We start from the raw sequence: 25,894 nt of genomic DNA, 5'->3' as shown, positions 1-25,894 counted from the left end.
GCGTACCCGCCATGTCTGGGTCTATCACTCGTCCCTCAAACCTCTCGTATCCAGCTTTATGAAGCTTTATGAGTTGGAAGTTAACCGGAAGCTCATCTTCGGCCCATAGCCACCGGCTAAAGTGCCCGCATGACTCAGTCGCACCCCAGGATCAGCAAGGCTGTCATCCCGGCCGCGGGCCTCGGCACCCGGTTCCTGCCGGCCACCAAAGCCACCCCCAAAGAGATGCTCCCTGTGGTCGACAAACCCGCCATCCAGTACGTGGTCGAGGAGGCGGTGGCGGCCGGCCTCGCCGACGTACTGATGATCACCGGCCGCAACAAGCGCCCCCTTGAGGACCACTTCGACCGCAACTACGAGCTGGAGGAGGCGCTCACCCGCAAGGGTGATGCCAACCGGCTGGCGAAGGTCCAGGAGTCCAGCGACCTGGCCACCATGCACTATGTGCGCCAGGGCGACCCGCGCGGCCTCGGCCACGCCGTGCTGTGCGCCGCCCCGCACGTCGGCGACCAGCCCTTCGCGGTCCTCCTCGGCGACGATCTGATCGACCCCCGCGACCCGCTGCTCGCCCGCATGGTCGAGATCCAGGAGCAGAAGGGCGGCAGCGTCATCGCGCTGATGGAGGTCGACCCCGCGCAGATCCATCTGTACGGCTGCGCCGCCGTGACGGCGACCGGCGAGGCCGACGTCGTCCGGGTCACCGACCTCGTAGAGAAGCCGGACCCGGCGGAGGCCCCGAGCAATCTCGCGATCATCGGCCGCTATGTCCTGGACCCGGCCGTCTTCGACATACTGCGCAAGACCGAGCCCGGCCGCGGCAATGAGATCCAGCTCACCGACGCACTGCAGAAGCTCGCGGAGAACGAGTCCCTGGGCGGGCCCGTCCACGGCGTCGTCTTCAAGGGCCGCCGGTATGACACCGGCGACCGCGGCGACTATCTGCGGGCCATTGTCAGACTCGCATGCGAACGTGAAGACCTGGGACCGGAGTTCCGGACCTGGCTGCGCGGCTTTGTGACCGAGGAGATGACCAAGGACATGAAGGAGGGCATGGAGCAGGACATGAAGAAGGACACGGTGAAGGACACGGCGAAGGACACGGCGAAGGACATGACCGGGGAGATGCAGGAAGCGTGAGCAGCGGTGCGATCTGGTCGGTGGACGACCATCTGGAGGACATCCTCGGCGCGATCCGCCCGCTGGATCCGATCGAGCTCCAGCTCCCCGACGCCCAGGGATGCGTCCTCGTCGAGGACGTCACCGTGCCGGTCGCCCTGCCCCCCTTCGACAACAGCTCCATGGACGGCTACGCCGTCCGCACCGCCGATGTCGCCGGGGCGAGCGAGGAGTATCCCGCGGTCCTCACCGTCATCGGCGATGTGGCCGCCGGCAGCGGAGGCCTGCCGGCGGTCGGTCCCGGACAAGCCGCCCGGATCATGACCGGCGCGCCGCTGCCGCCCGGTGCGGAGGCGGTCGTCCCGGTCGAGTGGACCGACGGCGGCGCGGGCGGCGGCGCGGCCTCGACGATGCTCCCGGCAGGCCGGGCCCCCGAGGCCGCGGGCGGCGAGGTCAGGGTCCACCGCCCGGTCGAGGCACGCGCGCATGTGCGCGCACGCGGCAGTGACGTCCAGGCGGGCGAGGTGGCGCTGGCGGCGGGCACCGTCCTCGGACCTCCCCAGATCGGCCTGCTCGCGGCCATCGGCCGGGCGACCGTACGGGTCAGGCCGCGGCCGCGCGTCGTGGTGCTGTCCACCGGCAGCGAGCTGGTCCAGCCGGGCGAGGCGCTGGGCGAGGGCCAGATCTACGACTCCAACAGCTATGCGCTCACCGCCGCCGCGCGCGACGCGGGCGCCCTCGCCTACCGCGTCGGCGCGGTCACCGACGACGCGGACGAGCTGCGCGCCGCCATCGAGGACCAGCTGATCCGCGCCGATCTGCTGGTCACCACGGGCGGCGTAAGCGTCGGGGCGTATGACGTGGTCAAGGAGGCCCTCTCCTCCGCCGGCGACGAGGACGAGCCGGGCAGCGGCGTGGAGTTCCGCAAGCTCGCCATGCAGCCGGGCAAGCCGCAGGGCTTCGGCTCGATCGGCCCGGAGCACACCCCGCTGCTCGCCCTGCCCGGGAACCCGGTCTCGTCGTATGTGTCGTTCGAGCTGTTCGTACGGCCCGCGATCCGCGCCCTGATGGGCCTGAAGGAGCTGCACCGGCCGCGGGCGCGGGCGGTGCTCAAGGCCGACAAGGCGCTGACGTCGCCGGAGGGCAAGCGCCAGTTCCTGCGGGGGACGTACGACCGTCAGGACGGCACGGTCTCCCCGGTGGGCGGCTCGGGCTCCCATCTGATCGCCGCCCTCGCGCACGCCGACTGCCTGATCGTGATCCCGGAGTCCCAGGCGTCCGCCGAGCCTGGCGCGGAAGTGGACGTCGTCCTGCTCGGGTGACAAGACGGGCGGGGTCCGGTGGACGGGTTCCTGCGGCGGGACCGGCGGGCGGGGCCCTGCGGGCGGGTACGGCGGGTGGGACCAGCGGGCGGGTACCCGCGGGCGGACCGGCGGACGGTTCCTGTGAGCGGGGTCCTGCGGACGGGAACGGCGGGCGCAGGCGCGGCAGCGGCGGTACTGACCGGGTGACGGGCATACGGTGGCGGTACGGTGTCTGACCACACAGGCCCGCGGCCCCGCACACCCGCAGGCCGCGAGGCCGCGCCGGCAGCACGCCGGGCGGCCGCCAGGCCACGCCTGACAAGGCCCGACCGGGAGCGCCACAGCAGATGAGTACGCAAGGCAGGCTGACGCACATCGACGACGCGGGTGCGGCCCGCATGGTGGATGTCTCCGGCAAAGACGTCACCGCCCGCACCGCCCGCGCCAGCGGCCGGGTGCTGGTCGCGCCCCGCGTGGTGGAACTGCTGCGGGGCGAGGGCATGCCCAAGGGCGACGCGCTCGCCACCGCGCGCATCGCCGGGATCATGGGCGTCAAGCGCACCCCCGATCTGATCCCGCTCTGCCATCCGCTGGCGGTCTCGGGCGTCACGGTCGATCTGGCCGTCGCGGACGACGCCGTGGAGATCACGGCCACCGTCCGGACGACGGACCGGACGGGCGTCGAGATGGAGGCGCTCACCGCCGTCTCCGTGGCCGCCCTCACCGTCGTCGACATGGTCAAGGCGGTCGACAAGGGCGCGGTGATCACGGACGTGCGGGTGGAGGAGAAGACGGGCGGCAAGTCGGGCGACTGGAGCCGGTCATGAGCCGGGCGGCGCGCGCGGGCGAAGTGCGGGTCCACAGCCACGGCCCCGCCCCGGCCTCCGCCTCGGCCTCCGCAACCGCCGGTGCTCCCGCTCCGGCCTCCGTACCCGCCGAGGGCGCGGACCGCCCGTACCGGGCCCTCGTCGTCACCGCGTCCAACCGTGCCTCCGCGGGCGTCTACGAGGACAAGGGCGGCCCGGTCCTCGCCGAGGGCCTCGCCTCGATGGGCTTCACGGTGGACGGCCCGCGGGTGGTCCCTGACGGCGCACCCGTGGAACAGGCCCTGCGCGAGGGCGTCGGCCAGGGGTACGACGTGATCCTCACCACGGGCGGCACCGGCGTCTCGCCCACCGACCGCACCCCGGACGTCACCCGCGCCGTCGTGGACTACGAGATCCCGGGCATCCCCGAGGCGATCCGCGCCCATGGCACTCGGAAGGTCCCGACGGCGGCGCTCTCGCGTGGGCTCGCCGGCGTCGCGGGCCGCACGCTGATCGTCAACCTGCCCGGCTCGACGGGCGGGGTGCGCGACGGCCTCGCGGTGCTGCGCATGGTGCTGCGCCATGCGGTCGACCAGATCCACGGCGGAGACCACCCCCGCCCCGGGGCGAGCACGAGCACGGGTTCCGACACAGGTACGGGTACTGAGGGGAGTACGAGTACTGAGGGGAGTACGAGCTGAACGCGCCCCCCTGGCCGGCGGTGCTGGCGGACGGCGATGTCGTCCTCCGCCCCATAAAGCTGCGCGACCAGCGGAACTGGCGGGAGGTCAACCAGCGCAACCGCGATTGGCTGCGCCCCTGGGAGGCGACCGTGCCGCCGCCCGCCCCCGGCGGCCCGGTGACCCAGCGCCCCACCTACCGGCAGATGGTCCGCCATCTGCGGGCGGAGGCCAACGCCGGGCGCATGCTCCCCTTCGTGATCGAGTACCGGGGAGAGCTCGTCGGCCAGCTCACCGTCGCCGGGATCACCTGGGGCTCGATGTGCTCGGGCCATATCGGCTACTGGGTGGACCGGGCCGTCGCGGGCCGCGGCGTCATGCCGACCGCCGTGGCGCTCGCCGTCGACCACTGCTTCCAGTCGGTCGGACTGCACCGCATCGAGGTCTGCATTCGCCCGGAGAACCTCCCCAGCCGCCGGGTCGTGGAGAAACTCGGATTCCGGGAGGAGGGGATGCGTCCGCGCTATCTGCACATCGACGGTGCATGGCGGGACCATCTGGTCTTCGCGCTGACGGCCGAGGAGATCCCGCGGGGGCTGCTGCACCGCTGGCACCAGGCACGACCTGGGACCAGACCAGAAATAAAATAAGTGTTCGAAATTGATTGGCCTTGACCATCGTCTGATCCGAACAATCACAAAAAAGTTCCGTGATATCAGCCAGATCGTGCGACACACCGCGCCAATTGGCCGATGCGCTTGCGCCAACCCCTCTACCGTGTGATGCGTGAGCAGCAGCGGCCTCATTTACGCAGTCATCGTCGGGGCCTGGGCCGCCTACTTGGTGCCGATGTGGCTCCGCAGGCAGGACGAGCTCAATGAGGCACGTCCGACGGAACGCTTCTCCACCGCCATCCGGCTGCTGTCCGGACGCGCGGCGATGGAGCGCCGGTATGCCAAGGAGCTGCGGGGACGCACGGCGGAGCCGGAAGGGCGCGAGACACCCGACGCGGACCCGGACGCACTCACGGAAGCCCAGGGCTCCGTGGACGTCCGGGCCTTCGCCGCGCCTGAAGGCCGTGCCGAGGGCCGTACGGAAGGCCGTGCCCAAGCCCGCAACGGCCTCCCGGAGCGCCGCCCGGGGCGCCCGCCCGGCCCGCGCGCCCGACCGCGGCTGAACGGGGCCGCCGCCGAGCGTGCCCGCCGCAGCAAGGTCCTGGCGCGACGCCGCCGCACCACCGTGATCCTCTTCCTCGCCTTCTCACTCGGCGCGATCGTCGCCGCGGTCGGCGGGGTCGGCTTCCTGTGGGCCCCGGGCATCCCGGCCGTGCTGCTCAGCACGTACATCGTGCATCTGCGCGCCCAGGAGCGCCGCCGCTTCGAGTTCACGATGGACCGCCGCCGCGCCGAGGCGGCGGCGCAGCGCCTGCGCGAGAGCCGCCGCCCCCGCCGCCAGCAGGAAGCGGCCGCGCAGACCGCAGCCCCGCCGGACGAGGACCCAGAGCCGCACCCCGCGCCCGAGCCCGCCCCCGCGCTCTCCCCGCAGGAGGCTGGCCGCCGCGCGCTCGTCGAGCAGACCGACCACGCCGAATGGCTCGACCAGCAGCGCGACCGCGGCCCCGCCCGCGGCGACAGCTGGGAACCGGTCCCGGTCCCGCTCCCCACCTATGTCACCGCCCCCGTGGCCCCACGCGCCACGAGCGGCGTCGAGGTGGGCGACCCCGAAACCTGGAGCGCGGCCCGCTCCTCCCCCGCGGACCCCACCCCGGCCCCCCCACGCCGCCCCCGCCCGGACCGCAGCCGCACCCCCCTCTTCGACCAGTACGCCGACGACGACCGCCCCCGCGCGGCCAACGAGTGACCCCCACACGCTCCGCCCTGCGGACCGCCCGCCCGATGACCAGCGGGGAACGGATTTCCAAGCATCCCGGATGGGGTGCTAAGGTTTCTCACGTCGCAAGGGCCTGTGGCGCAGACTGGTAGCGCACCTCGTTCGCATCGAGGGGGTCAGGGGTTCAAATCCCCTCAGGTCCACAGACGACTGTTCTTGAGTTCGCTCAGGAAGAGTTCACGAGATCCCGTCCGATCTGATTGATCGGACGGGATCTCGGCGTTTCCGGGGTCTGTTCGAGGTGTTGTCCGAACGCGTTCGGTGCCGGGAGCGGTTGCCTGACGGTCGTCGGCCCTCGCGGTCCGCCCTCTCCCTGCCGGCACCACGGCCCCAACGGCAGTTGAAGCCCAAGCCAAACGTAGGGTGAGCCGCAACAAGATCGCAGAGCGTCCCTCGATGTTCGCTCGCTCGGGTCGGTAGGCCTCCTGTGGAACGGCGGGCGACCCGACACCACTCGCCGCTGAAGTGCGGCAAAAGCAGGACTGGTTGCGGTCTGGGCTTGTTCCGCTTAGCCCAACAACCGCTTCCTCACTGCGGCGAGGACTTCCGTCCGGCTGCGCGGGCCGTCGTCGGCTGCGATGAGAGGGTCGCCTATGCGCAGTGAGAAGGTGATCAGGCAGCGGGCCTCGACATCGTCCTCATCGGGACAGAAAGCCCCGTAGAGCTCGCGCAGATAGTCCATGCGCCGGTTGTCGGCACGGCGGAGGCAACGTGCGGCGCCTTCGTCGCGCCGGGCCCAGTCGCGGATCGCGAGCTCGACCCCGGCGCTGGTCACGGGAGCCTCGCCGGACTCCACGAAGTCGAAGAGACGCCCGAGCCGCTCGCGGGCGTCGCCTCCGTCGTGCTCGATCCGTTCGATGACATCCTCGGTGACCCCGCGCTCCCAGGTGTCGAGCATCTCCTCCAGCAGGGCGGCGCGGTTGCGGAAGTAGCCGTAGAAACCGCCTTTGCTGACGCCGAGCGCCTGGGCAAGGACCTCGACCCGGACGGCCTCTGGGCCGCCGACGGCGAGCGCCCGCAGCCCCTCCTCGATCCACTTGTCCCGCGGCGTACGGATCGCGCCCATACCGTGTCTCCCCTCACATTGCTCCTGCCAAGTATACGGAGCCGTATAGGCGGGTCTATGCTCGATCTATACGTCGCCGTATAGACAGGGGTCAGCCCATGAGCGAACTGCGTCTTCCCTCAACCGACCACACGTCCCGCCCCTGGCGGATCCACGAGATAGCGGGCGACTTCCGGCTCGAGGATGTGTGGGCGCTGCCGACGCCGGGCGGCCCGGACGACCTGCACCACCTGGTCCAGCAGATGGCGGACGGCAAGGACGGTCCGGACGGCGACAACCGCGTGGGCCGTTTCCTTTTCGCGGTGCGCTGGAAGCTCGGCGCGCTGCTCGGCTGGGACAAGCCGGACTCGGGCGTCGGCGGCAGGGTGGCGACGCTCCGCGACCGGCTGCCGGACGATCTGCGCGAGGGTCCGCGGGGGCCCGACCTCAGCGCGGCGCCCTTCACATCGGTCTTCCAGACGCATGACGAGTGGGCCGCCGAGTACGCCAACAAGACCGTGCATGGGGTCATGCACATCGGCTGGGTCTCGGACGGGGAAGGCGGCTATCGCGGCCAGATGGCCGTCCTGGTGAAGCCCAACGGTCGCCTCGGCTCCCTGTACATGCTCGCCATCAAACCTTTCAGGCACCTGGGGGTGTACCCGGCCCTGATGCGATCGATCGGCCGGGAGTGGCGAGAGAACGCGACGCGGCGAACGGCACGCTGAGCCTGCTTCCGGAGAACGATCACTCGGCGGACGGGGAAGGATCTTCAGGGCGGCGCGGCATCGCAGGTGGCGAGCGCTCGTGAACACCCGACAGACGTCAGAGCCCCTGTCGGAGAGATCCGGCAGGGGCTCCCGACCACCGCTACCCAGATGTCCCGCGCAACGAGTTCACGATCATGTCTCTGGCCCGGGCCGCAGGCCTGGACATCCCGGACGTTCGCCTCATGCACCGCGACGAGCTCGAAGGTCTGCCCGACCGCATGTGGCCGAACGGCGAACATTGGGCCTGCGCCGTCCGCCGTTTCGACCGGACCGGAGATGAGCACCGCACACCCGTCCACGTTGAGGACTTCGCTCAGGTCAGGGGACAAGTATCCGCAGGACAAGTACCAGTCGTCGTTTGAGACGGTCGCGGCCATCGCCTATCGCGGCCACGATGTGGATTCGCTGCGCGAGGCTTCCCGTCGTATCGCGTTTTCCGTGGTGGTGGGCAATGGAGATGCCCACTTGAAGAACCGGTCCCTGATCTGTCGTGACCGCCGCGTCCCGAACGGGTACGGCTCGCCGCACTCGACCGGCTTGAACGTGCCCTGGACCGTCGTCTCGGTACGAGCGATGCCCGGCTGCGAGAGGAGGCTGCGCAGACCATCGAGCGGACCCGCGTCCACTGGCCGCAGTTCGAGGAACACCTCGCGGACAACCAGAGCCTGCGTACCACGATCGGGACATGGATCACCGATTCCGCGCGGCGTTTGCTCAACAGCCCCTGACGATGACCGGACAGCTCGGCCCTCGTCGAGAGCCGATGCGCGTACTGCTCAGCTGCCACTCGCGGTACTCAAGGCTCGCTGGTGGCCAGGCCCTGACGGTCAGGCCGTACCTCAAAACATCGCCGCTGCCTGGCCCAGGACTTTCGCGGCTTCGATGGCTGGGACTCCGCAGTCGCTGACTGTCTGGCGGGGAACGATCACCGCCTCCTGGGAGGCGATCTTTAGACTGCTGGGTCGTCCCTGATCCGACTCACTCGTGAACACCCCACTGACGGAGCGTTCTTGAGTTCGCTCAGGATTGGTTGACGAGATCCCGTCCGATCGCTCTGCGGCTCACCTGGTGGACCGCGCCCTGGGCCTGGCCGCAGGGAACTGGGCCGGGCCGTCGGAGCCGGAAGCCGGGTGGCCGCTGGTGAGGAAGCGGCCTCGTGGGCGGCGGGGCGGCGGTCACCGGTGTTCGCCGCTGGTGTCGGCGTGCGACTCCACGTGAGGCCGGACGCGCGGGGGCCGGGTGTCCGGCAGTGCGGAGGTGTGCCAGCGGCGCAGGCGGGAGGAGTTGGCGACCACCGACAGCGAGCTGAGCGCCATGGCGGCGGCGGCGATGATCGGGCTGAGGCGGATGCCCCACAGCGGGTACAGCGCGCCTGCGGCGAGGGGGACGCCGACGGCATTGTAGATCAGGGCGAAGAACAGGTTCTGCCGGATGTTGCGCATGGTGGCCCGCGACAGCCGGATCGCCGTGACCACACCGCTCAGGGAGCCGGAGATGAGGGTGATGTCCGCGGCCTCGATGGCCACGTCGGCGCCGGTGCCGATGGCGAGGCCGACATCGGCGGCGGCCAGGGCGGGCGCGTCGTTGATGCCGTCGCCGACCATGCCGACCGTGCGGCCCTCGGCGTGCAGTCGGCGTATCTCGTCGGCCTTGTGCTCGGGCAGCACCTCGGCCAGCACCCGGCCGATGCCGACCTGGGCGGCGATGGCGGCGGCGGTGCGGGCGTCGTCCCCGGTGAGCATCACGACATCGACGCCCAGGCGCCGCAGGGCGGCGACGGCGGCGGCGGAGTCGCCCTTGACCGTGTCCGCCACCGCGAGCACGCCGGAGGGGCGGCCGTCGACGGCCGCGAGGACGGGCGTCTTGCCCTCGGCCGAGAAGTCCGCCGCCACGCGGGCGAGTGCGGTGGCGTCGATCCCGGAGTCGCCCAGCAGCCGGGCCGTGCCGACCAGCACCGTGTGCCCGTCGACGGCGGCCTGGACGCCCTTGCCGGTGACCGAGTCGAAGCCGGTCGCGGCCGGCCAGGACAGCCCGCGCTCGCGGACACCGGCCACGATGGCCTGGGCGAGCGGGTGCTCGCTGTCGGCCTCGGCAGCCGCTGCCAGGCGCAGCAGCTTGGTCCCGTCGACGCCGTCGGCCGGGTGGACGTCGGTCAGGACCGGTGTGCCCTCGGTGACGGTGCCGGTCTTGTCCAGTACGACGGTGTCCAGTTTGTGAGCCGTCTCCAGTGCTTCGGCGGAGCGGATCAGGATGCCGGCCTGCGCCCCCTTGCCGGTGCCGACCATCACCGACAGCGGTGTGGCCAGGCCCAGCGCGCACGGGCACGCGATGATCAGCACGGCCACCGCGGAGACCAGGGCAAGGGTCAGCGCGGGCGCCGGACCGATCGTGAACCACAGGGCGAAGGCGCCGATCGCGATGGCGATGACCGCCGGGACGAAGTAGGCGGAGACCGCGTCGGCGAGCCGCTGGACCGGGGCCTTGGACGCCTGGGCCTGCTGAACCAGCTGGATGATCTGGGCCAGCATCGTGTCCGCGCCGACCCTGGCCGCGCGGACCCGCAGGGAGCCGGTGCCGTTGACGGTCGCTCCCACGACGGCGTCCCCGGCGCGCTTGGTGACGGGCATCGGCTCACCGGTGACCATCGACTCGTCCACGGCGGACGAGCCGGAGAGAACCTCGGCGTCGACGGGGATCTTCTCTCCGGGTCGGACGACGATCTCGTCCCCGACGATCACGTCCTCGACGGGGATCTCCTTCTCCGTGCCGTCCCGTACGACACGCGCGGTACGGGCCTGAAAGCCCAGCAGCGTACGGATCGCCTCGCCGGTGCCCGCCTTCGCACGCGCCTCCAGCAGCCGGCCGAGCAGAATCAGGGTCAGGATGACGCCGACGGCCTCGAAGTAGACCTCGCGTACGTCTTCAGGCAGCAGGCCGGGGGCGAGGGTGACCAGCAGGCTGTAGCCGTACGCCGCACTCGTGCCCAGAGTGATCAGGCTGTTCATGTCCGCGGAGCGGTGGCGCAGGGTCAGCCAGCCCGTCACATGGATCGGCCGGCCGGTGTAAAACATCACCGGAGTGATCAGCGCCAGCTGCAGCCAGTGGTTGAGCATCCAGCCGGGAACCCAGCCGACGCCGAAGAGCTCATGCGCCATCACCGCGAACAGCACCGGGGCGGTCAGCACCGCGCCCACCAGCACCCTGCGGGTCAGATCCGCGATCTCCGCTTGCCGCTCCGCGGCGTCCGCCGCCTCCGCCTCGGCGGCCGTCCGCTCCTCTCCTCCGGGAGGCCCTGCTCCTCCGGGAGGCCCTGCTCCTCCGGGAGGCACTTCTTCTCCGGGAGGCCCTCCGGCCGCCGGCCCCTCAGGCTCGGCGACGCGGCCATGGCCGTCGGGGGCAGACGGCGCGCCCGTGGAGCCGTCGGCGGGTTCGACGAGGAGCGTGCCATGGATCATGTTCATGCCGCAGGCGAAGCCATAGGAGCCGGGCCGGTCCGGGGACAGCCGCACGGTGGTACGTGTGTGGGCCGGCAGCCCGGCGCCGACTTTGAGGTCGGGGAAGACGACGCGGGAGGTGCACTCACCCGCCTCCCGCCGGTCGAACACCAGCTCCACCGGCGCCCCCTGGCGGACCTTGATCAGGTCGGGGCTGTAGCCGCCCCGCACCGTGATCTGCACCCGCTGCACCCCGCCCTCGACCCTGGCGGCGCCGGCCCGGCGCGGTCCGAAGAAGAACCAGCCCAGCCCGGCTATCAGCAGCGCGGCGGCCAGGACCACCACGACGTCGAGGGCGCCCATGAGCCGCTCGCCTCCCTTGTCGCTCCTTCCTCCACTCTGCGACGAAGCGCCCCCGCCCGCAGGGGGCGGAACGGCCCACAGGCCCTGGACCGTCCGGCCCCGGACCCGCCGCAGGCAGGCGCGGCGGGGCGCTGCGGCGGCGCTTCACTGGTTCGGCTCCGGTGTGCTGGCCGTCCGCCACGCCCGCGGCTTTAGTGATGACATGGCGTCGGGTCGCGCGGGAGCGCTGCGAGGGCTGGGGGAGTGGTGTGCGCGGCACTGGGTCGTGGTCATCGTGGCGTGGCTGGCCGCCGTCGGCGGCGTACAGGCGCTGGACCGGATCTACGGCGGCGACTACTCCGACAACTTCACGCTCACGGATACGCAGTCCTATCAGGGGCTGCAGGTGCTGAAGGAGCATGAGCCCGCGGCCGGCGGATACAGCAGTCAGATCGTGCTGCATGACGCCGAGCGGCCCCTGACGGACTTCGGACCGCAGATGTCCGACACCGTCGGTGGTCTGCAGCAGCTGCCCCATGTGCTCTCCGCGCAAAACCCGCTGACGCAGCAGGCACCGCCCCCGCAGGACGAACAGGACGGGCAGGACGGGCAGTCGGAGCAGGACGTCGGGCCGCTGTCCCAGGACGCGGCCACCGCGTACATCACCGTGCGGTTCGACGTACCGCCCTCGACGCTGGGCAGCTCCTATCTGGACGGTGTCGACGAGGCCGTGGAGCCGCTGCGCTCCGCCGGGGTGGAGGTGGAGTACGGAGGTCCGCTCGGCGACCTGGCGCGCCCCGAGGCCGACGACCGGCTCAGCGAGGCGATCGGCTTCGGGGTGGCGATCCTGGTGCTGCTGGTCGGCTTCGGCAGTGTCATCGCCGCCGGGGTTCCCCTGCTGACCGCGCTGATCAGCGTGATCGTCGGACTGGCGGGGCTGGGCCTGCTCGCCGCGGCCTTCACCTTCGCCACCGTCTCCCCGACCCTGGCCACCATGATCGGCCTGGGGGTGGGCATCGACTACGCGCTCTTCCTGCTCACCCGCCACCGTCAGGCCCTGATGGACGGCGTCGACCCCGTCCGCGCGGCCGGGCGGGCGGCGGCCACCAGCGGGCGCGCGGTCCTCGTCTCCGGCTGCACCGTGATCATCGCGCTGACCGGTCTTTCGGTCTCCGGCATCGGCTTCATCGCCAAACTCGGTGTGGCCGCCGCCGTCACCGTCGTCTCCGCCGTCCTCGGCGCCCTGACGCTCGTGCCCGCCCTGCTCGGTCTCATCGGCCGGAACATCGACCGGTTCCATGTGCGCAAGCCGATCGCCGAAGTGCAGGAGGAAGCCGGCGTCGAGTCGGGCGCGTGGCACCGGTACGCCCAGCGGGTCGAGCGCCGGCCCTGGCACTTCCTGGCCGGCGGGGTGGCCGTCATCGCCGTGCTCGCCATCCCGCTGTTCTCCATTCAGCTGGGGCACATCGACGACGGCGCGGACCCCACGAGCTTCACCGACCGGCGCGCCTTCGATCTGCTGACCGACGCCTTCGGACCGGGCTCGAACGGACCGCTGACCGTCGTCATCGACCAGTCGTCCGTGCCCGCGGCCGACCGCTCGGACCTGGCCTCCCAGGCCCAGCAGGCGCTTGCCGACGTGCCCGGGGCCGCCGTCATCACCCCGCTGCAGCCGACACAGGACGGCGATGTGCTGATCGCCACCGCCTACTCAGCCGAGCGGCCGCAGAGCGAGGTCACTGCCGACCTGGTCAACCGGCTCGTCGGCGACACCCTGCCGCAGGCCGTCTCCGGCACCGCCGCGAAGGGATATGTCACCGGCACGACCGCGGCCCAGGTCGACTTTCTGGAGATCGTCTCCAGCAAGCTGCCGTACATCATCGCCGTCGTCGTCGCCCTCGCCTTCCTGATCATCCTGATCGTCTTCCGGGGCGTGCTGATCGCCGTCAAGGCGGCCGTGCTGAACGTGCTGTCGATCGGCGCCTCGTACGGAGTCGTCGTCGCCGTCTTCCAGTGGGGCTGGGGCGGGCCCGCGCTCGGCGTCTCCGGCACCGTGCCCATCGAGAGCTATGTGCCGATGATGATGTTCGCCATCATCTTCGGGCTGAGCATGGACTACGAGATCTTTCTCGTCTCGCGCGTCCACGAGGCATGGCTGCGCACCGGCGACCCCAAGGCGAGCGTGGCGCACGCCCTGGAGATCACCGCACGGGTCATCACCTGCGCCGCGCTGATCATGTTCAGCGTGTTCGCGGCCTTCGTCATCAATGACAACATCGTGGTGAAGATGCTCGGCCTTGGCCTCGCCGTCAGCGTGCTGATCGACGCCACCGTGGTGCGGCTGCTGCTGGTGCCCGCCGTGATGACCCTGCTGGGCAAGGCCGCATGGCAGACGCCCCATTGGCTCGACCGGATCCTGCCGCACATCGACGCCGAAGGAGAGCGAAAGGGCTGATCTTCCCGATACGGTGGGGACGGCGGCGAGTTGGGGGGATGACCCGTGGAAGCGTTGCTCACGGTGGTGCTGTCGGCGCTGGGCGCCGTCAGCGCAGGCGCCCTGGACGGCGCGACCGGCGAGATGGGACGGCGCAGCTCCGAGGCGCTGTTAGGGCTGGTGCGCAGAGCCCACCGCGGAGACGAGGGAGGCGACGACGGCCAGGAGGGCCGGGAGGGCGAGCCTGAGCTGCCCGTCACCGAGGCTGAACGGCGCGCGCTGGCGGAGCGCTTGGTGCGGTACGCCCGCAGCTCGCCGGACCGCGCCCGCGAGGTGGCGGACTGGGCGCGTGAGGCCGAACTGCTCGGCCCGCGCGCCATTCCAGCCGTCGTCCATGGCACGCATGCCGTCTCCCGGCCGCGGATGCTGCTGCCCGCCACGGCCTCCTTCACCGATCGCGCCGACGTGGCCGGCCGGATCGCACAGGCGGCGGCCGGCGAGGACCGCGCCGACGGCGCCCCCGCCGTCGTCCTGCTCACCGGCCCCGGCGGGATCGGCAAGAGCGCCACCGCCGCGCACACCGCGCATCTGCTCAAGGAACGCTTCCCCGACGGCCAGTTGTACGCGGATCTCGCCGGGGCGTCCGAGGCGACCGCGCTGGCCCCCTCCGAGGTGCTCGTACGGTTCCTGGACCGGCTCGGTGTGCCGCCCGGCAGAATGCCCGCAGGGCAGGAGCGGCAGGCGGAGCTGTACCGCGACTGCACGGCCGGCCGCCGGCTGCTGGTCGTCCTCGACGACGCGGCCTCCGCGCCGCAGGTCGGGCCGCTGCTGCCGGCGTCCGCCCACTGCCTGGTCATCGTCACCAGCCGCCGTCGCCTCGACCCGCTCGTGGCCCACTTCGGCGCGCGGCACATTCCGCTCGGGCCGCTGTCCGACGACGACTCCGTACGGCTGCTCACGCGTATCGCGGGCGGCGCGCAGGAGGAGGGGGAGGAGCCGCGGGAGGAGCTGGGGGCGGTGGCCAGGGTCGCCGCGCGGTGCGCCGGGATTCCGCTGGCGCTGTGCACGACCGGCGCGCGGGTCGCCGTACGCCGGCATCTCACCTGGGAGGCGGTGGAACGGCAGTTGTCCGAGGCGGCCTCCCCCGATCCCGGTGTGCCTGTGCCTGTGCCGGTGCCGGGCACGCCGGTGGAGAGTGTGCATGACGAGGCGTACGCGGAGCTGAGCGACGACTGCGCGCGGCTGTACCGGCTGGCGGGTGTCTGGGCGTGGCCCGCCGTCACCGTGCCGATGGCGGCGAAGGCGGCGGACGTCGGCGAGGCCCGCGCGCGGGCGCTGCTGGAAGAGCTCGCCGACGTCCATCTGATCGAGGAGGTCGCCGAGGAGCGGTACCGCTTCCATGACGTCGTCCGCGCGCACGCCCGCCGCAAGGCGGAGGCGGTGGACGGGCAGCGTGCGATCGCCGCCGCGATCCGCCGCACCGTCGCCGTACAGCTGCGGTCGGCCGCGGCCGCCGACGTCCGCGTCATCCCCGGCCGCTGGCGGCTCGGCCCCGCGTACACCGGGCTGACGGCCGCCGGGAGCCGCGACCCCGAGGACGGGCGCGCCGCCCTCGCCGAACTCCGCCGCGAGCGGGAGAACCTGGCCGCGGCCGTCAGGGCGGCCGAGCAGTACGGCTGTGACGCGCTGGCGTGGCAGCTGTGCGAGGCCATGTGGGGCTTGCATCTGCGCCTCGGCTTCCATGAACAGTGGACCGACACCCACCGGCGCGGGGTGGCCGCGGCACGCCGCTGCGCCAAGGACGAGTTCGGCGATCCGCGCGCCGTGGCCAGGGTCCTCGTCCAGCTCGCCTTCGCGCACATGGGCGTCGGACGGGTGAGCGAGGCGGAGACGGCGCTGACCGAAGCCGCCGAGGTGGACGGGGCGGCGGGCCACCATCGCGGGCGGGCGAGCGCCGTCGAGGCGCTCGGGCTGCTGAGGCTGAAGCAGTGGCGGCACCGGGACGCCGAAGCCTGCTTCCGGGAAGCCCGGCGCACCCTGGAGCGCATCCGCCCCGGTGACGACGGTGAGCGGGACGTGCCGCGTGCGCGGGCGCTGCTGGCCCATCACATCGGCCGCGCCCTGCGCGGACAGGAGCGCTATGAGGACGCCGTGCGGCTGCTGCACGAAGCACTGGCGCAGTTCCGCGCGCTGGAGAGCGGCGGCGACCGCTACAACGAGGGCCGCGTCTATATGAGTCTGGGCGAGACCCATCTCGACGCGGGCGACCCGGAGCTCGCCCGCGTCTGCCTCGACGAGGCCATCTCCACCATGGGCAGGGAAGGCGCCGAGCTCCAGCACGCCGACGCGGCGGAGCTGCGGGCGCGCTGCGCGCGGCGGCTGGGCCGGAGGGCGGAGGAGGCGGCGGATCTGCGGGTGGCGGAGGAGCTGTACGGGCGGGCGGGGGACGGGGTGTCGGCGGCGCGGGTGCGGGGGAGGCTGGCGGAGCTGGGGGCGTCGTAGTCCCCGGGGGCTCCGCCCCCGGGCCCCCGCGCCTCAATCTCCCCCAGCTACCCCTGGGCGGTGCCCCCACGGAGGTGCCCCCAGGGGCACCTCCCGGACGAAGTCTGGGGGAGCTTGAGGACACGGCCGAAGGCCGTACGGGGGGCTGGGGGCTTGCCCCCAGTTACGGGAAGGGGCGGGGAGGGGAAACAGAAGCCTCCAGCCTCACCCCGTGCCTCCCCGCCCCCGTGACCACGACCAGCTCCGGCGCCGCCTCCGCCAGGGACTTGCCGGAGGCGAGCCACGCATGCAGGGCGGAGGCGTACGCCGCGGGGTCGCACAGGTTCGGGCGGCCGGATGGGTCGGGGCGGGCGGTGAGGCGGACCAGCGCGCCGTCCCGCGTGCGGACGGTGCAGCGGTCGGGGCCGTCGACGTAGGCCGCGAGCCCGCAGTACGGGTGGCGGGCGAGCACCTCCGCGGCCCAGGCGGCGGGCGGGCCGAGGCGCGGGTCGTCCGGGGCGCCGTGGCGCACGATCACATCGGCGAGGTGGAGCCGGCCGGGGTCCTGGGTGTCCTCGTGGACCGCCGTGTGCACGGCCGCGTCGTCCGGGCCTTCGGGTTCGCCGTCCACGTCGGCATAGCGGGTGACGGCCACCTCGGGCGGCGGCCCGGCGGTGAGCACGCGGGTGAGGACCCGTACGGGCGCGGTGCGTTCGGCGGGTTCGTACGAGGGGAGGGGGAGCCGGTCGAGCAGCGCCGCGCGGGCGGTGGGCTCCGGGATGCCGATCAGCTCGTAGAACAGCCGGCGCAGCAGTCGGGCCGAGTCTCCCGGCGACGAGCTGACCTGACCGGCCAGGTCCGTGTAGCGGTCGGGCCGATGGGTCGCGACCAGGGCGTCGAGCTGCGGGCGCAGCGCGGTGTCGCGGCGCAGCCTCGGGGCCGTACGGCCGAGGGCCGCGACGGGCGAGCCGGGGTCGAGGTCGTCGTGCGGAAACGCGCCCAGCACGACGGGGACGCCGATCGCGGCCGCGTAGTACGTGACGCTGCCGTGGTCGCCGATGACGCAGTCCGCCGCGATCAGCGCCTGCCGCCAGCCGTCGAGCGGCGGGACCAGGGTGAGCCCGGCCCGGCGGGCCCGGTCCAGCCAGGCCCGCAGCTGGCCGGGGCCATGCCCGTACCAGATGTTCGGGTGGAGCACGGCGGCGCTCCGGTACTCGTCGGCCGGCAGCTCCGCCGCCAGGCGCGGCAGCAGCCAGGGCAGCAGCTCGTCCCCCTCCTTCTCGCCGTGCTCACTGCCGAAGAGCGAGCGCGGCGACCAGGTGGAGTTGACGAGGACCAGCCGCTGGTGCGGCGAGACGCCGAGGGCGCGGCGGAACCGCTCCCGGTGGGGGAGGGCGTCGAGGATGCGGTCGTAGCAGGGGTCTCCGGCGAGTACGGCCGTGGGGGCGGCCTCCGGACACGCGGAGGCGAGGCGTTCGAGCTGCTCGGGGTGGGAGAGGACCGTGGCGGTCGCGAGCGGGCGGCCGTGGTGCAGCAGCCAGTCGGGCGACATCCCGAAAACGGGCGGAGGCGTGGAGGGAGGGCCATGAAGGGGGCTCGCCGGTCGCCGGTCGCCGGTCGCCGGTCGCCGGTCGCCGGTCGCCGGTCGCCGGTCGCCGGTCGCGCCAGTCTCTTATTGTAACCGACCCCATGTGACAGTACGGCCAACTTGCCCTGCAGCAGACCCAGTTCGCCCCCGTAACTGGCCGACACCGCCAGATCCACCGGAGTCCGCTTCGCCTGCTCCCACGGCAGGACCGGAAGCCCCGCCTCTGCCAGCAGCTCCGGCACGCCCGCCAGGAAGGGCGAGGACCCCGTGCAGGTGGCCAGCAGCTGGAGCCGCAGATCACCGCCGAGGAGCGGGAGTACATCCAGCAGCCGGGACGCGGAGGTCACATTGTGGACGACGAGCAGCACCCGGCGGCATCCGGCGCGCGTGACCCACCGTTCCGCGTCCGCACCCACCGGAACCCTCAGCCGCGCCACAGCCGTATCCGCCTCCCCTGCCGCCCCTGTGCCCCCTGGGCCCCCTGTGTCCGCCGATGCTACCGGCGGGCCGGCGGGGTCCAGTCGGCGTGCCGCAGCACCCCCGCCACCATGGCCCGCGAAGGGGTCAGCCGCAGCGCCGTGTTGCGCAGGGCTACGGCGAGGGGGTTGCTCAGATGGGGGCCCAACCGCCCCGCCAGCCGGGCGGCCCGGGCGATCGCCCGGGCGCGGGGGCGGCGCTCCGCGTCGTACCGGGCCAGGGCCGTGTCGAGGGACGGCTCGTCGGCGACGGCGGCGGCCAGGGTCACCGCGTCCTCCAGCGCCTGGCAGGCGCCCTGGCCCAGATGCGGGGTCATGGCGTGGGCGGCGTCGCCGAGCAGCGCGGTGCGCCCCGCCGTGAAGGAGGGGAGCGGCACGGCCAGTTCGGCGATGTCGTGGTGGAGCACGGACGCGGGGTCGGTGGCGTCCAGCGCGGGGGCCGGGTCATGCCAGCGGCCGAAACGCCGGCGCATCTCGGCCAGCGGGTCCGGGTAGCGCACACCCGCGGGGGCGCGGAGGACCGCATGCCATTCGGCCGCCCCGCCGGGCAGCCGCATATGGCCGAACTCCGACCCCCGGCCCCAGGTGAGCTCGAAGTCCTCCGTCACCCCGGCCGGCCGTGCCGTGATGGCACGCAGCACGGTCGCGCCGCTGTGCACCGGGCCCGGCGCGCCGGGGAGGAGCCGGGAGCGCAGCGCGCTGCGCACCCCGTCGGCGGCGACCACCAGATCGGCCTCCGCGACGGCTGCGCCCTCCTCGCGCTCTCCGTCCTCTCCGCACTCCCCGCACTCCCTGTACGTCACCCGGGGCGCGGGGTGCGGATCGACCCCGGTGACCTCGACGCCCGTGCGGAGCGCGCCCGGCGGGAGGGCGTCGCGCAGCGCGGCGTGCAGCGCGGAGCGCGCTATGCCGATGATCGAGGCGCCCAGGGCGCGTTCGAGCGCGGCCCCGTCCATACGGGAGAGCCGGCGGCGTTGCTCTCCGCCGTCGTGGCGCGGCTCGTCCAGCTGGACCAGGCGGAGCTGGAGGCCGCCGGAGCGGGCGCGTCGCCCCCCGGCGACCCCGACGAACTGGCCGCGCTCATCGCCGCGTTCTGCCGTGACCAGCTCGGCCCCGGACGGCGGCGGGCGCTGGCCCGCTACGCCTGCGTCGTGGAGAGCGTGCACCACGCCGAGCTGCGCGAGATCCTGCGCCCGCGCGAGAACGCGGCGCGCGGGCGTGGAGGCGTTCCTCGTCGCGCACGGGGTGCCGCGGGCGGAGGCGGCCGGGCGGACCGTGACCTTTCTGCACTGCGTCGACGGGTTGGTCTTCGGCCGGCTGGTGGACGACCGGGGCGGCTCCCGTGAACTGTTGCCGGAGGTGCGGGCGTTGCTCGCGATCGCGCTGGGCGAGCCCGGCGAGGGCTGAGCTGCGCGAGCCCGGCGAGGGCTGAGGGGACGCCCCCGCCGGGCCCGGCGGATTCGAGGGTGCCTTTTACGAAACCTGGGCCTTGTCGTACAGGGCCTTGGCTTCATTGCCGAAGTACGGCCCGAACATCCGGTTCGGCAGGAAGACATAGCCGAAGCTGTTCACTGAGGTCTGCAGCCCGGTGCCCGTCGCCTCGTCGAACGAGGTGAACCAGGGGCCGCCGCTGGAGCCGCCCGTCATATTGCAGCCCAGGCTGTGATCCTGCGAGAACAGCCAGTCCTTGCTGCTGTTTCCGCTGCAGTAGATCAGCTTTGAGCCGTCGTACGGGTCGGCGGCCGGGAAGCCGAAGGCGTACATGCGCTTGTTGTAGCCGGCGTTGAACTCCAGTCCCTGTGCGCCCACCGTCTCTGTCAGCGTCTTGCCGTTCAGCGGTGCGACGACCGCCGCGCCCACGTCGTAGTTGATGTTCTCGCTGGACGCCCACTGGTCGATGGCCATCGTCTGGGTGGCGGTCCACTGCCCGTACGGGGCCTGGCCGTTGTCGTACGCGGGCACGAAGATCCAGTCGGTGTGCCAGCTGCCCTGGTACTTCACACAGTGCCCGGCGGTGATCACGGTGCTGCCGTTGGCGCTGGTGACGGAGTTGCCGGAGCAGGATGCGGTACGGCCCTGGAAGGTGAAGAACACCCGGCCGGAGGTCTTCACGACCGCGCCGCCGTCGTTCCAGGCGCCGCCGGCCTGCGGAAAGGCGGCGGGGCCGAGGGTGCTGGAGGAAGCGGGGGCGGTGGGCGGCACGACGGTCGTCTCGGCCTGCGCGCCGGGGGCCTTGAGCGTCTTGGGGGCCTTCAGGGCTTTGAGCGCGCCGCCGTCCAGCGGAAGCGCGTCGAGCGGGGTGGCGCTGCGCATCCGCTCCGGGGTCCAGAAGTCCTGTGCCTGCCGCTGCGTCTGCTGCTGGGTGAAGGACGCGATTGTGGAGGCGGGAGGGGCGGAGGGTGTGGCGGCGGTGGCGGCGGTGGCCGAGAGTGCGCCGGCGAGCAGGGCGCCGGCCGCGGCGGCGGCTCCGGCGGCGGCAGTGCGATGGCGTCTCACGCATGTCTCCTTCTGCCGTGCCATACCCGTGCGTGGGCCGTGCGCCGGCTGCGCGCGGGCATGGGTGGGGGATAAGGCGGCGGTGCGGATCGGCGTGCGTGAGGCAGGGTGCCACGGAAGGCGCGATTATGTCAGGGGCGCGTCAAAACCGGGGGAGCATCTTGGCAAAGCAGCGGCTTTCCTCGTACTCGCGGTAGTGGCCGAATTTCGCGCATGGCTCATAGCCGCTCGACAGATAGAGGGCGATCGCCTCCGGCTGCTTGTCGCCGGTCTCCAGCACCATCCGGACGCGGCCGGCCGCCCGTGCGTCGTCCTCCAGCGCCGCCAGGATGCGGCGCGCCAGGCCGAGGCCGCGCGCCTCGGGGATCACATACATGCGCTTCAGCTCGGCGTCGCCGTCCGAGTAGCCCTCGGGGTTCGCGTCCTGGGCGCGCCAGCCGCCCGTCGCGACCGGACGCCCCTGCTCGTCGTACGCCAGCAGATACAGGCCGCGCGGCGGCGTGAACATCGAGGGGTCGAGGGGGGTGGCGTCGCCGTCGGACTCGTACCGCTCGGCGTATTCGAGCTGCACCTGGTCATTGAGTTTGACGGCGTCGGGGTGATCGAAGGGCATAGGGCGTATAATCATGCTGGGTATCGTACATCTATGCGTTGTGGTCGGGGTCTGAAAAAGGTGTCGTATGGTGCCGGAATGCTCACCGTGACGACCGTGAATGTAAACGGCATCCGCGCAGCCGCCAAGAAGGGTTTCGTGGAGTGGCTCGCCGGGACCCCCGCCGATGTGGTGTGCCTGCAGGAGGTGCGGGCCGAAGCCCATCAGCTGCCCGACGCGGTCCGGCAGCCGGACGGCTGGTTCACGGCGTACGCCCCGGCCGCCGCGAAGGGGCGCGCGGGCGTCGCCCTCTACACGCGCCGTGAGCCGGACCGGGTGCGGACGGGCTTCGGGTCGAGCGAGTTCGACGGCAGCGGCCGCTACCTGGAGGCGGACCTGCCCGGCGTCACGGTCGCCAGCCTCTACCTCCCCTCGGGCGAGGTCGGCACGGAGCGGCAGGACGAGAAGATGCGCTTCATGGGCGAGTTCCTGCCGTACCTCAAGGAGCTGAAGGCGCGGGCGGCGGCGGACGGCCGCGAGGTCGTGGTCTGCGGCGACTGGAACATCGCGCACCAGGAGGCCGACCTCAAGAACTGGAAGGGCAACAAGAAGAACTCCGGCTTCCTGCCGGAGGAGCGCGAGTGGCTGACCCGCGTCTTCGACGAGGCGGAGTACACGGACGTGGTCCGCGCCCTGCACCCGGACCAGGAGGGCCCCTACTCCTGGTGGTCCTACCGCGGCCGCGCCTTCGACAACGACTCCGGCTGGCGCATTGACCTTATCGTCAGTTCGCCCGGCTTGGCGGAGCGGTGCGTGAAGGCATACGTGGAACGGCCCGCCAGCCACGCGGAGCGGTGGAGCGACCACGCGCCCGTGACGGCGGTGTTCAACCTGTAGCGGCGGCAGCGGAGAGCCCCGCCCGGCTGTGTTGCTCGCCGTCGCCGGACGGGGCCGCTGGCAGGCCCTGCGGGTGCTTGCCGCACTTCGGGCACTCGCAGAGCGGCCACGCGGAGGACAGCAGCGGAGTCAGGTCCTCCGTGCTGCGGACGACCGTCTCAGCGCCCCATGTCCGCCCGGAGCGTCAGTAACGGCCGTCCATCGTCCGCTGGGGCGCTTCCGTCGTCGCGGGGGCGATGCTGTATCGGGTCGGGTCGGTCATTGCTGTCCCTCCGCCATTGGCCAGTACCACGCACCTTCGGCCGTCCAACGCGCGCGGAGTAGGGGCATCCGTAGGGGCAAGTGGGCCGTCCGTGGCACGACTTGCGCTGTCCAGGGGCAGGCGCAGGGGCAAGATGGGCCCATGGCCATCGGGGAACTGATCAGAGACCTGCGCACGAAGCCCGCCTAGGAGACGAGAACACAGCGGTAGCTGCCCAGGATGCGGCACGGCGTGAGCTGCCCACAGAGCTTCCCCGGTTCGCTACGCACCTTGAGATGCATCGGGGCCCCATGCTTGCCCGATCCGGCGACGTGTCCAACGGAGTGGCGTACGCGCGGGGTGCCCTTGATGCGCTGCCGCTCGAGAAGCACTCTCTGACGTTGCGGCTTCTCATGGCTGAGGTGGAGCAATCCTGAGCCCAGCTCGGCGACCCTGAAAGCGCAGATCCGTCTGGAGGCGACGGCTGCGGTCGGTCCAGAAGCATGGCGTTCGCGCTGCCATTCAGAGATCCCGCGAGAGTGGTCCTTGTGCAGAAAGAAAACGAGGAAGAAGAGACGGTGGACGGGAACGGACTTTCCGCCGAGGAGGCCGGCGAGCTCTCCAGATTGCTGGGGGACCTGATGGGGCTGATGGTTTCGGTGAAGGTCGAGGCGGAGACGCCCGTGGCAGGGGCGGCCGTGCGGCTCGCCGAGCGAATCCGCGCAGGACTCGACCAGCCGGATTGCCGCATCCAGGGGGAGAACGACGGCGCAGACGCGGTGCTGGGGCCGGTCAACGGGGACGCCGACAACCCAGGAGCCGTGTTGAGAACCGCGATGGCGGCCCTCGGCGGCGACTGGGGGGACGTCACCGTCACGACGAACATCGCAGGACCGGTGCATCACGTCATCCGTGGCACCGGCCAGAGCCCGGACGAGACGGGTGTCGCATGCGTTCATTTGTGGGCGGCAAGCGCATGGGCACTCATCCGCTACGCCGAGGAACACTCTTGAGCGCCTGCTGTCGCATGCATGTCGCGGGGCGGCACCGTCCGCGATGATGTTCTGACGGACGGTCGGGCACCGGCAGGGGGAGCCATGGGCGGCGAGGCGGCGTTCTTTGGGGCGTATGACGCGGTGTTGCGCGCGTGGCCCGGTCAGGTGCGGGGCGTCGAGGTGGCGACGCCGTACGGGAGCACCCGCGTGCAGGTCTGCGGGCGGCAGGGCGGGGAGCCGATCGTGCTGCTGCCCGGTGGTGGGGTGACGTCGGCGGTGTGGTTCGCCAATGTGGAGGCGCTCGCCCGTGACTGCCGGGTGTACGCCGTGGATCTGATGGGCGATGTCGGGCGCAGTGTGAACGACGGCGCGCCGTTGCGCGGGGCGGCGGATCTGACGGCCTGGCTGGGTGCGGTGCTCGACGGGCTGGAGCTGGGCGAGGCGCGGCTGTGCGGGCACTCGTACGGCGCGTGGATCGCCCTGAGGTACGCGCTCGCCGCACCCCGGCGGGTCAAGGGGCTCGCGCTGCTCGACCCGGTCGGCTGCTTCGCCGGGATGAGCCCGCGGTATCTGCTGCGGGCGCTGCCCTCGCTGCTGAGGCCGACTGCCCGGCGGGTGCGGGCCTTTCACCGGTGGGAGACGGGGCAGGAGACGGAGAACCCGGCGTGGCGGGCGTTCCTGGACAGCACCGCGGGGGTGCGGGCGTCCAAGGTGGTCGCCATGCGCCGGCCCAAGGCCGAGGAGCTGACGGACTGCGCCGTGCCCGCCCTCGTACTCCTGGCCGGGCGCAGCCGGGCCCATGACCCGCGGCGCGCCGCCGCGAACGCCCTTCGGCTGATGCCCCATGCGCGGGTCGTCACGCTGCCGGACGCTTCCCACCACTCGATCCCCACAGAGCGGCCCGCCGAACTCAACCGGGTGCTGGCGGACTTCCTGGGCGCCGGGGGCGGGACGGCACGCCCCTGACGGGCGTCCTCGAAAATGGCTCGCGGCGCGGGCGCGGCGGGTGGCAGGGTGCCGGAACATGGCCCCCCAGTACCAGATACGTGCCGACTACGACGCCCACACAATCACGGTCTACCAGGCCTACGCGCCCGCCGTCGCCGATGCGGCGCTGCGGGCGGGCCGCTTCGTCGCGCCGTTCTCGTTCCGCCGCATGACATGGATCAAGCCGTCGTTCCTGTGGCTGATGCACCGCAGCAACTGGGCCCGCAAGCCCGGGCAGGAACGCGTCCTCGCGGTGCGGATGACCCGGGAGGGCTGGGAGGACGCGCTGTCCCGGGCCGTGCTGACGACCGCCGACCCGGCGGACGTGGCGCAGGCGGCCGTACATGTCCAGTGGGACCCGGAGCGCTCGCCGCGGGGAGCGGCGCTGAACCACTACAGCATCCAGGTCGGCATCGGCCGCGAGCTGATCCGCGCCTTCGCGGACGACTGGACCGTCGGCCTCGCCGACCTCACCCCCACGGTCCGCAAGGCCGCGGACCTGGTGCGCACCGGGCGCGCCGCCCAGGCGCAGCGGCTGCTCCCCGCGGAGCGGGTCTACCCGCTGCCCAAGGCGCTGGAAGTCGCCCTTTCCCCGGACAGGTGAGGGACTGCGGGGGCCGCCGCCCTCAGGGTGAGGTCCGTCGCCCTCAGGGTGAGGCGTCGCGGCGCAGGCGGCGGTCCAGGGCCAGGGAGAGTTCCGCGTCCACGACGCTTTTGGCCAGCGGGCGCAGCCGGGTCGCGTCCGCCTCGGCGGTGTGGGTGCGCAGCATTTCGGTGAACAGCTCCGCGAGCGCTTCCGCGTGAGCGCGGACCTCGCGGCCGGCCGCCAGGACCGCCGCCAGCGGCACGCCCTCGCGCACCAGCGCGGCCGAGACGTCCAGCAGCCGGCGGCTGATGTGGACTATCTCGTCGCCGTCGGTGGCGAGATAGCCCAGATCCAGCGCCAGGGCGAGGTTCTCCGGGGTGACCTCGCCCTCGAAGTGGTCGGCGAGTGCCTCCGGGGTCAGCCGTACGGGCGTTTCCTCGGTGGGCTCGCCAAGGCCGAGCACCTCCCCCACATCCCGGCCGCTCTCGAACGCGGCGGCCAGGTCCGCGATGCCGTTGAGCGTGTGCCCGCGCTCCAGCAGCGCGGCGATCGTACGGAGCCGGGCCAGATGGTGCTCGTCGTACCAGGCGATACGGCCCTGCCGGCGCGGCGGCGGAATCAGCCCGCGCTCACGGTAGAAGCGCAGGGTGCGCACCGTGATGCCGGCCTTTCTGGCCAGCTCCTCCATGCGGTACTCGCGGCCTGCCCGGTCGTCTGGCTCGCCTGGCTGTTCG

At 72.2% G+C, this 25,894-nt stretch carries 21 protein-coding genes, 1 tRNA gene and 2 pseudogenes; 17 read left to right on the top strand and 7 right to left on the bottom strand.

Annotated elements, in window-relative coordinates; translation table 11 throughout:
* Window positions 1–129 precede the first annotated feature (129 nt).
* The 7 genes from galU to OF819_RS14950 all read left to right on the top strand — a co-directional run bounded on the left by galU (window position 130) and on the right by OF819_RS14950 (window position 5,939).
* Window positions 130–1,137, top strand: coding sequence for a UTP--glucose-1-phosphate uridylyltransferase GalU (gene galU / locus OF819_RS14980; RefSeq protein ID WP_267244008.1), 1,008 nt, complete (start codon window positions 130–132; stop codon window positions 1,135–1,137).
* Window positions 1,134–2,438, top strand: coding sequence for a gephyrin-like molybdotransferase Glp (gene glp / locus OF819_RS14975; RefSeq protein ID WP_267244007.1), 1,305 nt, complete (start codon window positions 1,134–1,136; stop codon window positions 2,436–2,438). The genes galU and glp overlap by 4 nt, the downstream gene beginning before the upstream one ends.
* Window positions 2,439–2,767: 329 nt before the next feature.
* Window positions 2,768–3,247 carry a cyclic pyranopterin monophosphate synthase MoaC gene (gene moaC, locus OF819_RS14970; protein ID WP_267244006.1) on the top strand — a complete coding sequence of 160 codons (480 nt, stop codon included), beginning with the start codon at window positions 2,768–2,770 and terminating at the stop codon, window positions 3,245–3,247.
* A complete protein-coding gene (locus tag OF819_RS14965; protein ID WP_267244005.1) occupies window positions 3,244–3,927 on the top strand; it encodes a MogA/MoaB family molybdenum cofactor biosynthesis protein in 684 nt (227 codons plus the stop codon). The genes moaC and OF819_RS14965 overlap by 4 nt, the downstream gene beginning before the upstream one ends.
* Window positions 3,924–4,556, top strand: a complete 633-nt coding sequence (locus OF819_RS14960) for a GNAT family N-acetyltransferase (protein WP_267244110.1) — start codon at window positions 3,924–3,926, stop codon at window positions 4,554–4,556. Before OF819_RS14965 ends, OF819_RS14960 begins: the two co-directional genes overlap by 4 nt.
* A gap of 136 nt (window positions 4,557–4,692) precedes the next feature.
* Window positions 4,693–5,766 carry a gephyrin-like molybdotransferase receptor GlpR gene (gene glpR, locus OF819_RS14955; RefSeq protein ID WP_267244004.1) on the top strand — a complete coding sequence of 358 codons (1,074 nt, stop codon included), beginning with the start codon at window positions 4,693–4,695 and terminating at the stop codon, window positions 5,764–5,766.
* Between the two features lie 99 nt (window positions 5,767–5,865).
* A tRNA-Ala gene (locus OF819_RS14950) sits at window positions 5,866–5,939 on the top strand.
* A gap of 365 nt (window positions 5,940–6,304) precedes the next feature.
* Here the strand turns inward: OF819_RS14950 and OF819_RS14945 are convergent.
* The gene (locus tag OF819_RS14945) at window positions 6,305–6,862 is read right to left on the bottom strand and encodes a TetR/AcrR family transcriptional regulator (RefSeq protein ID WP_267244003.1); all 558 of its coding nucleotides are present in this window, start codon (window positions 6,860–6,862) and stop codon (window positions 6,305–6,307) included.
* Window positions 6,863–6,960: 98 nt separating this feature from the next.
* Here OF819_RS14945 and OF819_RS14940 point away from each other — a divergent pair, with 98 nt between their 5' ends.
* Window positions 6,961–7,569 (top strand): DUF2867 domain-containing protein, encoded by a 609-nt coding sequence (locus tag OF819_RS14940; RefSeq protein WP_267244002.1) that lies wholly within the window; start codon window positions 6,961–6,963, stop codon window positions 7,567–7,569.
* Between the two features lie 176 nt (window positions 7,570–7,745).
* Window positions 7,746–8,583 (top strand): annotated as a pseudogene (locus OF819_RS14935) (HipA domain-containing protein).
* 203 nt (window positions 8,584–8,786) lie between these two features.
* Here OF819_RS14935 and OF819_RS14930 read toward each other — a convergent pair.
* Window positions 8,787–11,408: a heavy metal translocating P-type ATPase gene (locus OF819_RS14930; RefSeq protein WP_267244001.1), complete on the bottom strand. Its 2,622-nt coding sequence runs from the start codon at window positions 11,406–11,408 to the stop codon at window positions 8,787–8,789.
* 202 nt (window positions 11,409–11,610) lie between these two features.
* On the opposite strand from OF819_RS14930, the gene OF819_RS14925 reads away from it, so the two are divergent.
* On the top strand, window positions 11,611–13,842 hold the full coding sequence (locus OF819_RS14925) for an MMPL family transporter (RefSeq protein ID WP_267244000.1): 2,232 nt from the start codon (window positions 11,611–11,613) through the stop codon (window positions 13,840–13,842).
* Between the two features lie 45 nt (window positions 13,843–13,887).
* On the top strand, window positions 13,888–16,323 hold the full coding sequence (locus OF819_RS14920) for an ATP-binding protein (RefSeq protein WP_267243999.1): 2,436 nt from the start codon (window positions 13,888–13,890) through the stop codon (window positions 16,321–16,323).
* 163 nt (window positions 16,324–16,486) lie between these two features.
* Here OF819_RS14920 and OF819_RS14915 read toward each other — a convergent pair whose 3' ends face one another.
* A complete protein-coding gene (locus OF819_RS14915) occupies window positions 16,487–17,854 on the bottom strand; it encodes a hypothetical protein (RefSeq protein WP_323748928.1) in 1,368 nt (455 codons plus the stop codon).
* A 532-nt stretch (window positions 17,855–18,386) separates the two neighbouring features.
* On the bottom strand, window positions 18,387–19,535 hold the full coding sequence (locus OF819_RS14910; protein ID WP_267243998.1) for an FAD-dependent monooxygenase: 1,149 nt from the start codon (window positions 19,533–19,535) through the stop codon (window positions 18,387–18,389).
* Window positions 19,536–19,584: 49 nt separating this feature from the next.
* On the opposite strand from OF819_RS14910, the gene OF819_RS14905 reads away from it, so the two are divergent.
* On the top strand, window positions 19,585–19,773 hold the full coding sequence (locus OF819_RS14905) for a hypothetical protein (protein ID WP_267243997.1): 189 nt from the start codon (window positions 19,585–19,587) through the stop codon (window positions 19,771–19,773).
* Between the two features lie 66 nt (window positions 19,774–19,839).
* On the opposite strand, the gene OF819_RS14900 is transcribed toward OF819_RS14905, so the two are convergent.
* On the bottom strand, window positions 19,840–20,862 hold the full coding sequence (locus tag OF819_RS14900) for a trypsin-like serine peptidase (protein WP_267243996.1): 1,023 nt from the start codon (window positions 20,860–20,862) through the stop codon (window positions 19,840–19,842).
* A 142-nt stretch (window positions 20,863–21,004) separates the two neighbouring features.
* The gene (locus OF819_RS14895; RefSeq protein WP_267243995.1) at window positions 21,005–21,490 is read right to left on the bottom strand and encodes a GNAT family N-acetyltransferase; all 486 of its coding nucleotides are present in this window, start codon (window positions 21,488–21,490) and stop codon (window positions 21,005–21,007) included.
* Window positions 21,491–21,553: 63 nt separating this feature from the next.
* On the opposite strand from OF819_RS14895, the gene OF819_RS14890 reads away from it, so the two are divergent.
* The 5 genes and pseudogenes from OF819_RS14890 to OF819_RS14870 all read left to right on the top strand — a co-directional run bounded on the left by OF819_RS14890 (window position 21,554) and on the right by OF819_RS14870 (window position 25,178).
* Window positions 21,554–22,351 carry an exodeoxyribonuclease III gene (locus OF819_RS14890; RefSeq protein ID WP_267243994.1) on the top strand — a complete coding sequence of 266 codons (798 nt, stop codon included), beginning with the start codon at window positions 21,554–21,556 and terminating at the stop codon, window positions 22,349–22,351.
* A 441-nt stretch (window positions 22,352–22,792) separates the two neighbouring features.
* A pseudogene (locus OF819_RS14885) lies at window positions 22,793–23,029 on the top strand (XRE family transcriptional regulator); the annotation flags it as partial.
* Between the two features lie 111 nt (window positions 23,030–23,140).
* A complete protein-coding gene (locus tag OF819_RS14880; RefSeq protein WP_267243993.1) occupies window positions 23,141–23,605 on the top strand; it encodes a hypothetical protein in 465 nt (154 codons plus the stop codon).
* Window positions 23,606–23,689: 84 nt separating this feature from the next.
* Window positions 23,690–24,553 carry an alpha/beta fold hydrolase gene (locus OF819_RS14875; RefSeq protein ID WP_267243992.1) on the top strand — a complete coding sequence of 288 codons (864 nt, stop codon included), beginning with the start codon at window positions 23,690–23,692 and terminating at the stop codon, window positions 24,551–24,553.
* A 58-nt stretch (window positions 24,554–24,611) separates the two neighbouring features.
* A complete protein-coding gene (locus OF819_RS14870; RefSeq protein ID WP_267243991.1) occupies window positions 24,612–25,178 on the top strand; it encodes a DUF4291 domain-containing protein in 567 nt (188 codons plus the stop codon).
* A 43-nt stretch (window positions 25,179–25,221) separates the two neighbouring features.
* On the opposite strand, the gene OF819_RS14865 is transcribed toward OF819_RS14870, so the two are convergent.
* Window positions 25,222–25,848 (bottom strand): MerR family transcriptional regulator, encoded by a 627-nt coding sequence (locus OF819_RS14865; protein ID WP_267244109.1) that lies wholly within the window; start codon window positions 25,846–25,848, stop codon window positions 25,222–25,224.
* Window positions 25,849–25,894 lie beyond the last annotated feature (46 nt).

This window comes from Streptomyces sp. PR69 (assembly GCF_026420845.1).
GTDB lineage: Bacteria > Actinomycetota > Actinomycetes > Streptomycetales > Streptomycetaceae > Streptomyces.
Note: the sequence above shows the minus strand (reverse complement) of the source record. Positions and strands in the feature narration are given on the sequence as shown.

Bases quoted from the DNA above. Each gene is read 5' to 3' on its own strand.
- galU (WP_267244008.1), top strand. From the start codon at position 130: ATGACTCAGTCGCACCCCAGGATCAGCAAGGCTGTCATCCCGGCCGCG.
- moaC (WP_267244006.1), top strand. From the start codon at position 2,768: ATGAGTACGCAAGGCAGGCTGACGCACATCGACGACGCGGGTGCGGCC.
- OF819_RS14965 (WP_267244005.1), top strand. From the start codon at position 3,244: ATGAGCCGGGCGGCGCGCGCGGGCGAAGTGCGGGTCCACAGCCACGGC.
- OF819_RS14945 (WP_267244003.1), bottom strand. From the start codon at position 6,862: ATGGGCGCGATCCGTACGCCGCGGGACAAGTGGATCGAGGAGGGGCTG.
- OF819_RS14940 (WP_267244002.1), top strand. From the start codon at position 6,961: ATGAGCGAACTGCGTCTTCCCTCAACCGACCACACGTCCCGCCCCTGG.
- OF819_RS14930 (WP_267244001.1), bottom strand. From the start codon at position 11,408: ATGGGCGCCCTCGACGTCGTGGTGGTCCTGGCCGCCGCGCTGCTGATA.
- OF819_RS14925 (WP_267244000.1), top strand. From the start codon at position 11,611: ATGGCGTCGGGTCGCGCGGGAGCGCTGCGAGGGCTGGGGGAGTGGTGT.
- OF819_RS14915 (WP_323748928.1), bottom strand. From the start codon at position 17,854: ATGTCGCCCGACTGGCTGCTGCACCACGGCCGCCCGCTCGCGACCGCC.
- OF819_RS14895 (WP_267243995.1), bottom strand. From the start codon at position 21,490: ATGATTATACGCCCTATGCCCTTCGATCACCCCGACGCCGTCAAACTC.
- OF819_RS14890 (WP_267243994.1), top strand. From the start codon at position 21,554: ATGCTCACCGTGACGACCGTGAATGTAAACGGCATCCGCGCAGCCGCC.
- OF819_RS14875 (WP_267243992.1), top strand. From the start codon at position 23,690: ATGGGCGGCGAGGCGGCGTTCTTTGGGGCGTATGACGCGGTGTTGCGC.
- OF819_RS14870 (WP_267243991.1), top strand. From the start codon at position 24,612: ATGGCCCCCCAGTACCAGATACGTGCCGACTACGACGCCCACACAATC.
- OF819_RS14865 (WP_267244109.1), bottom strand. From the start codon at position 25,848: ATGGAGGAGCTGGCCAGAAAGGCCGGCATCACGGTGCGCACCCTGCGC.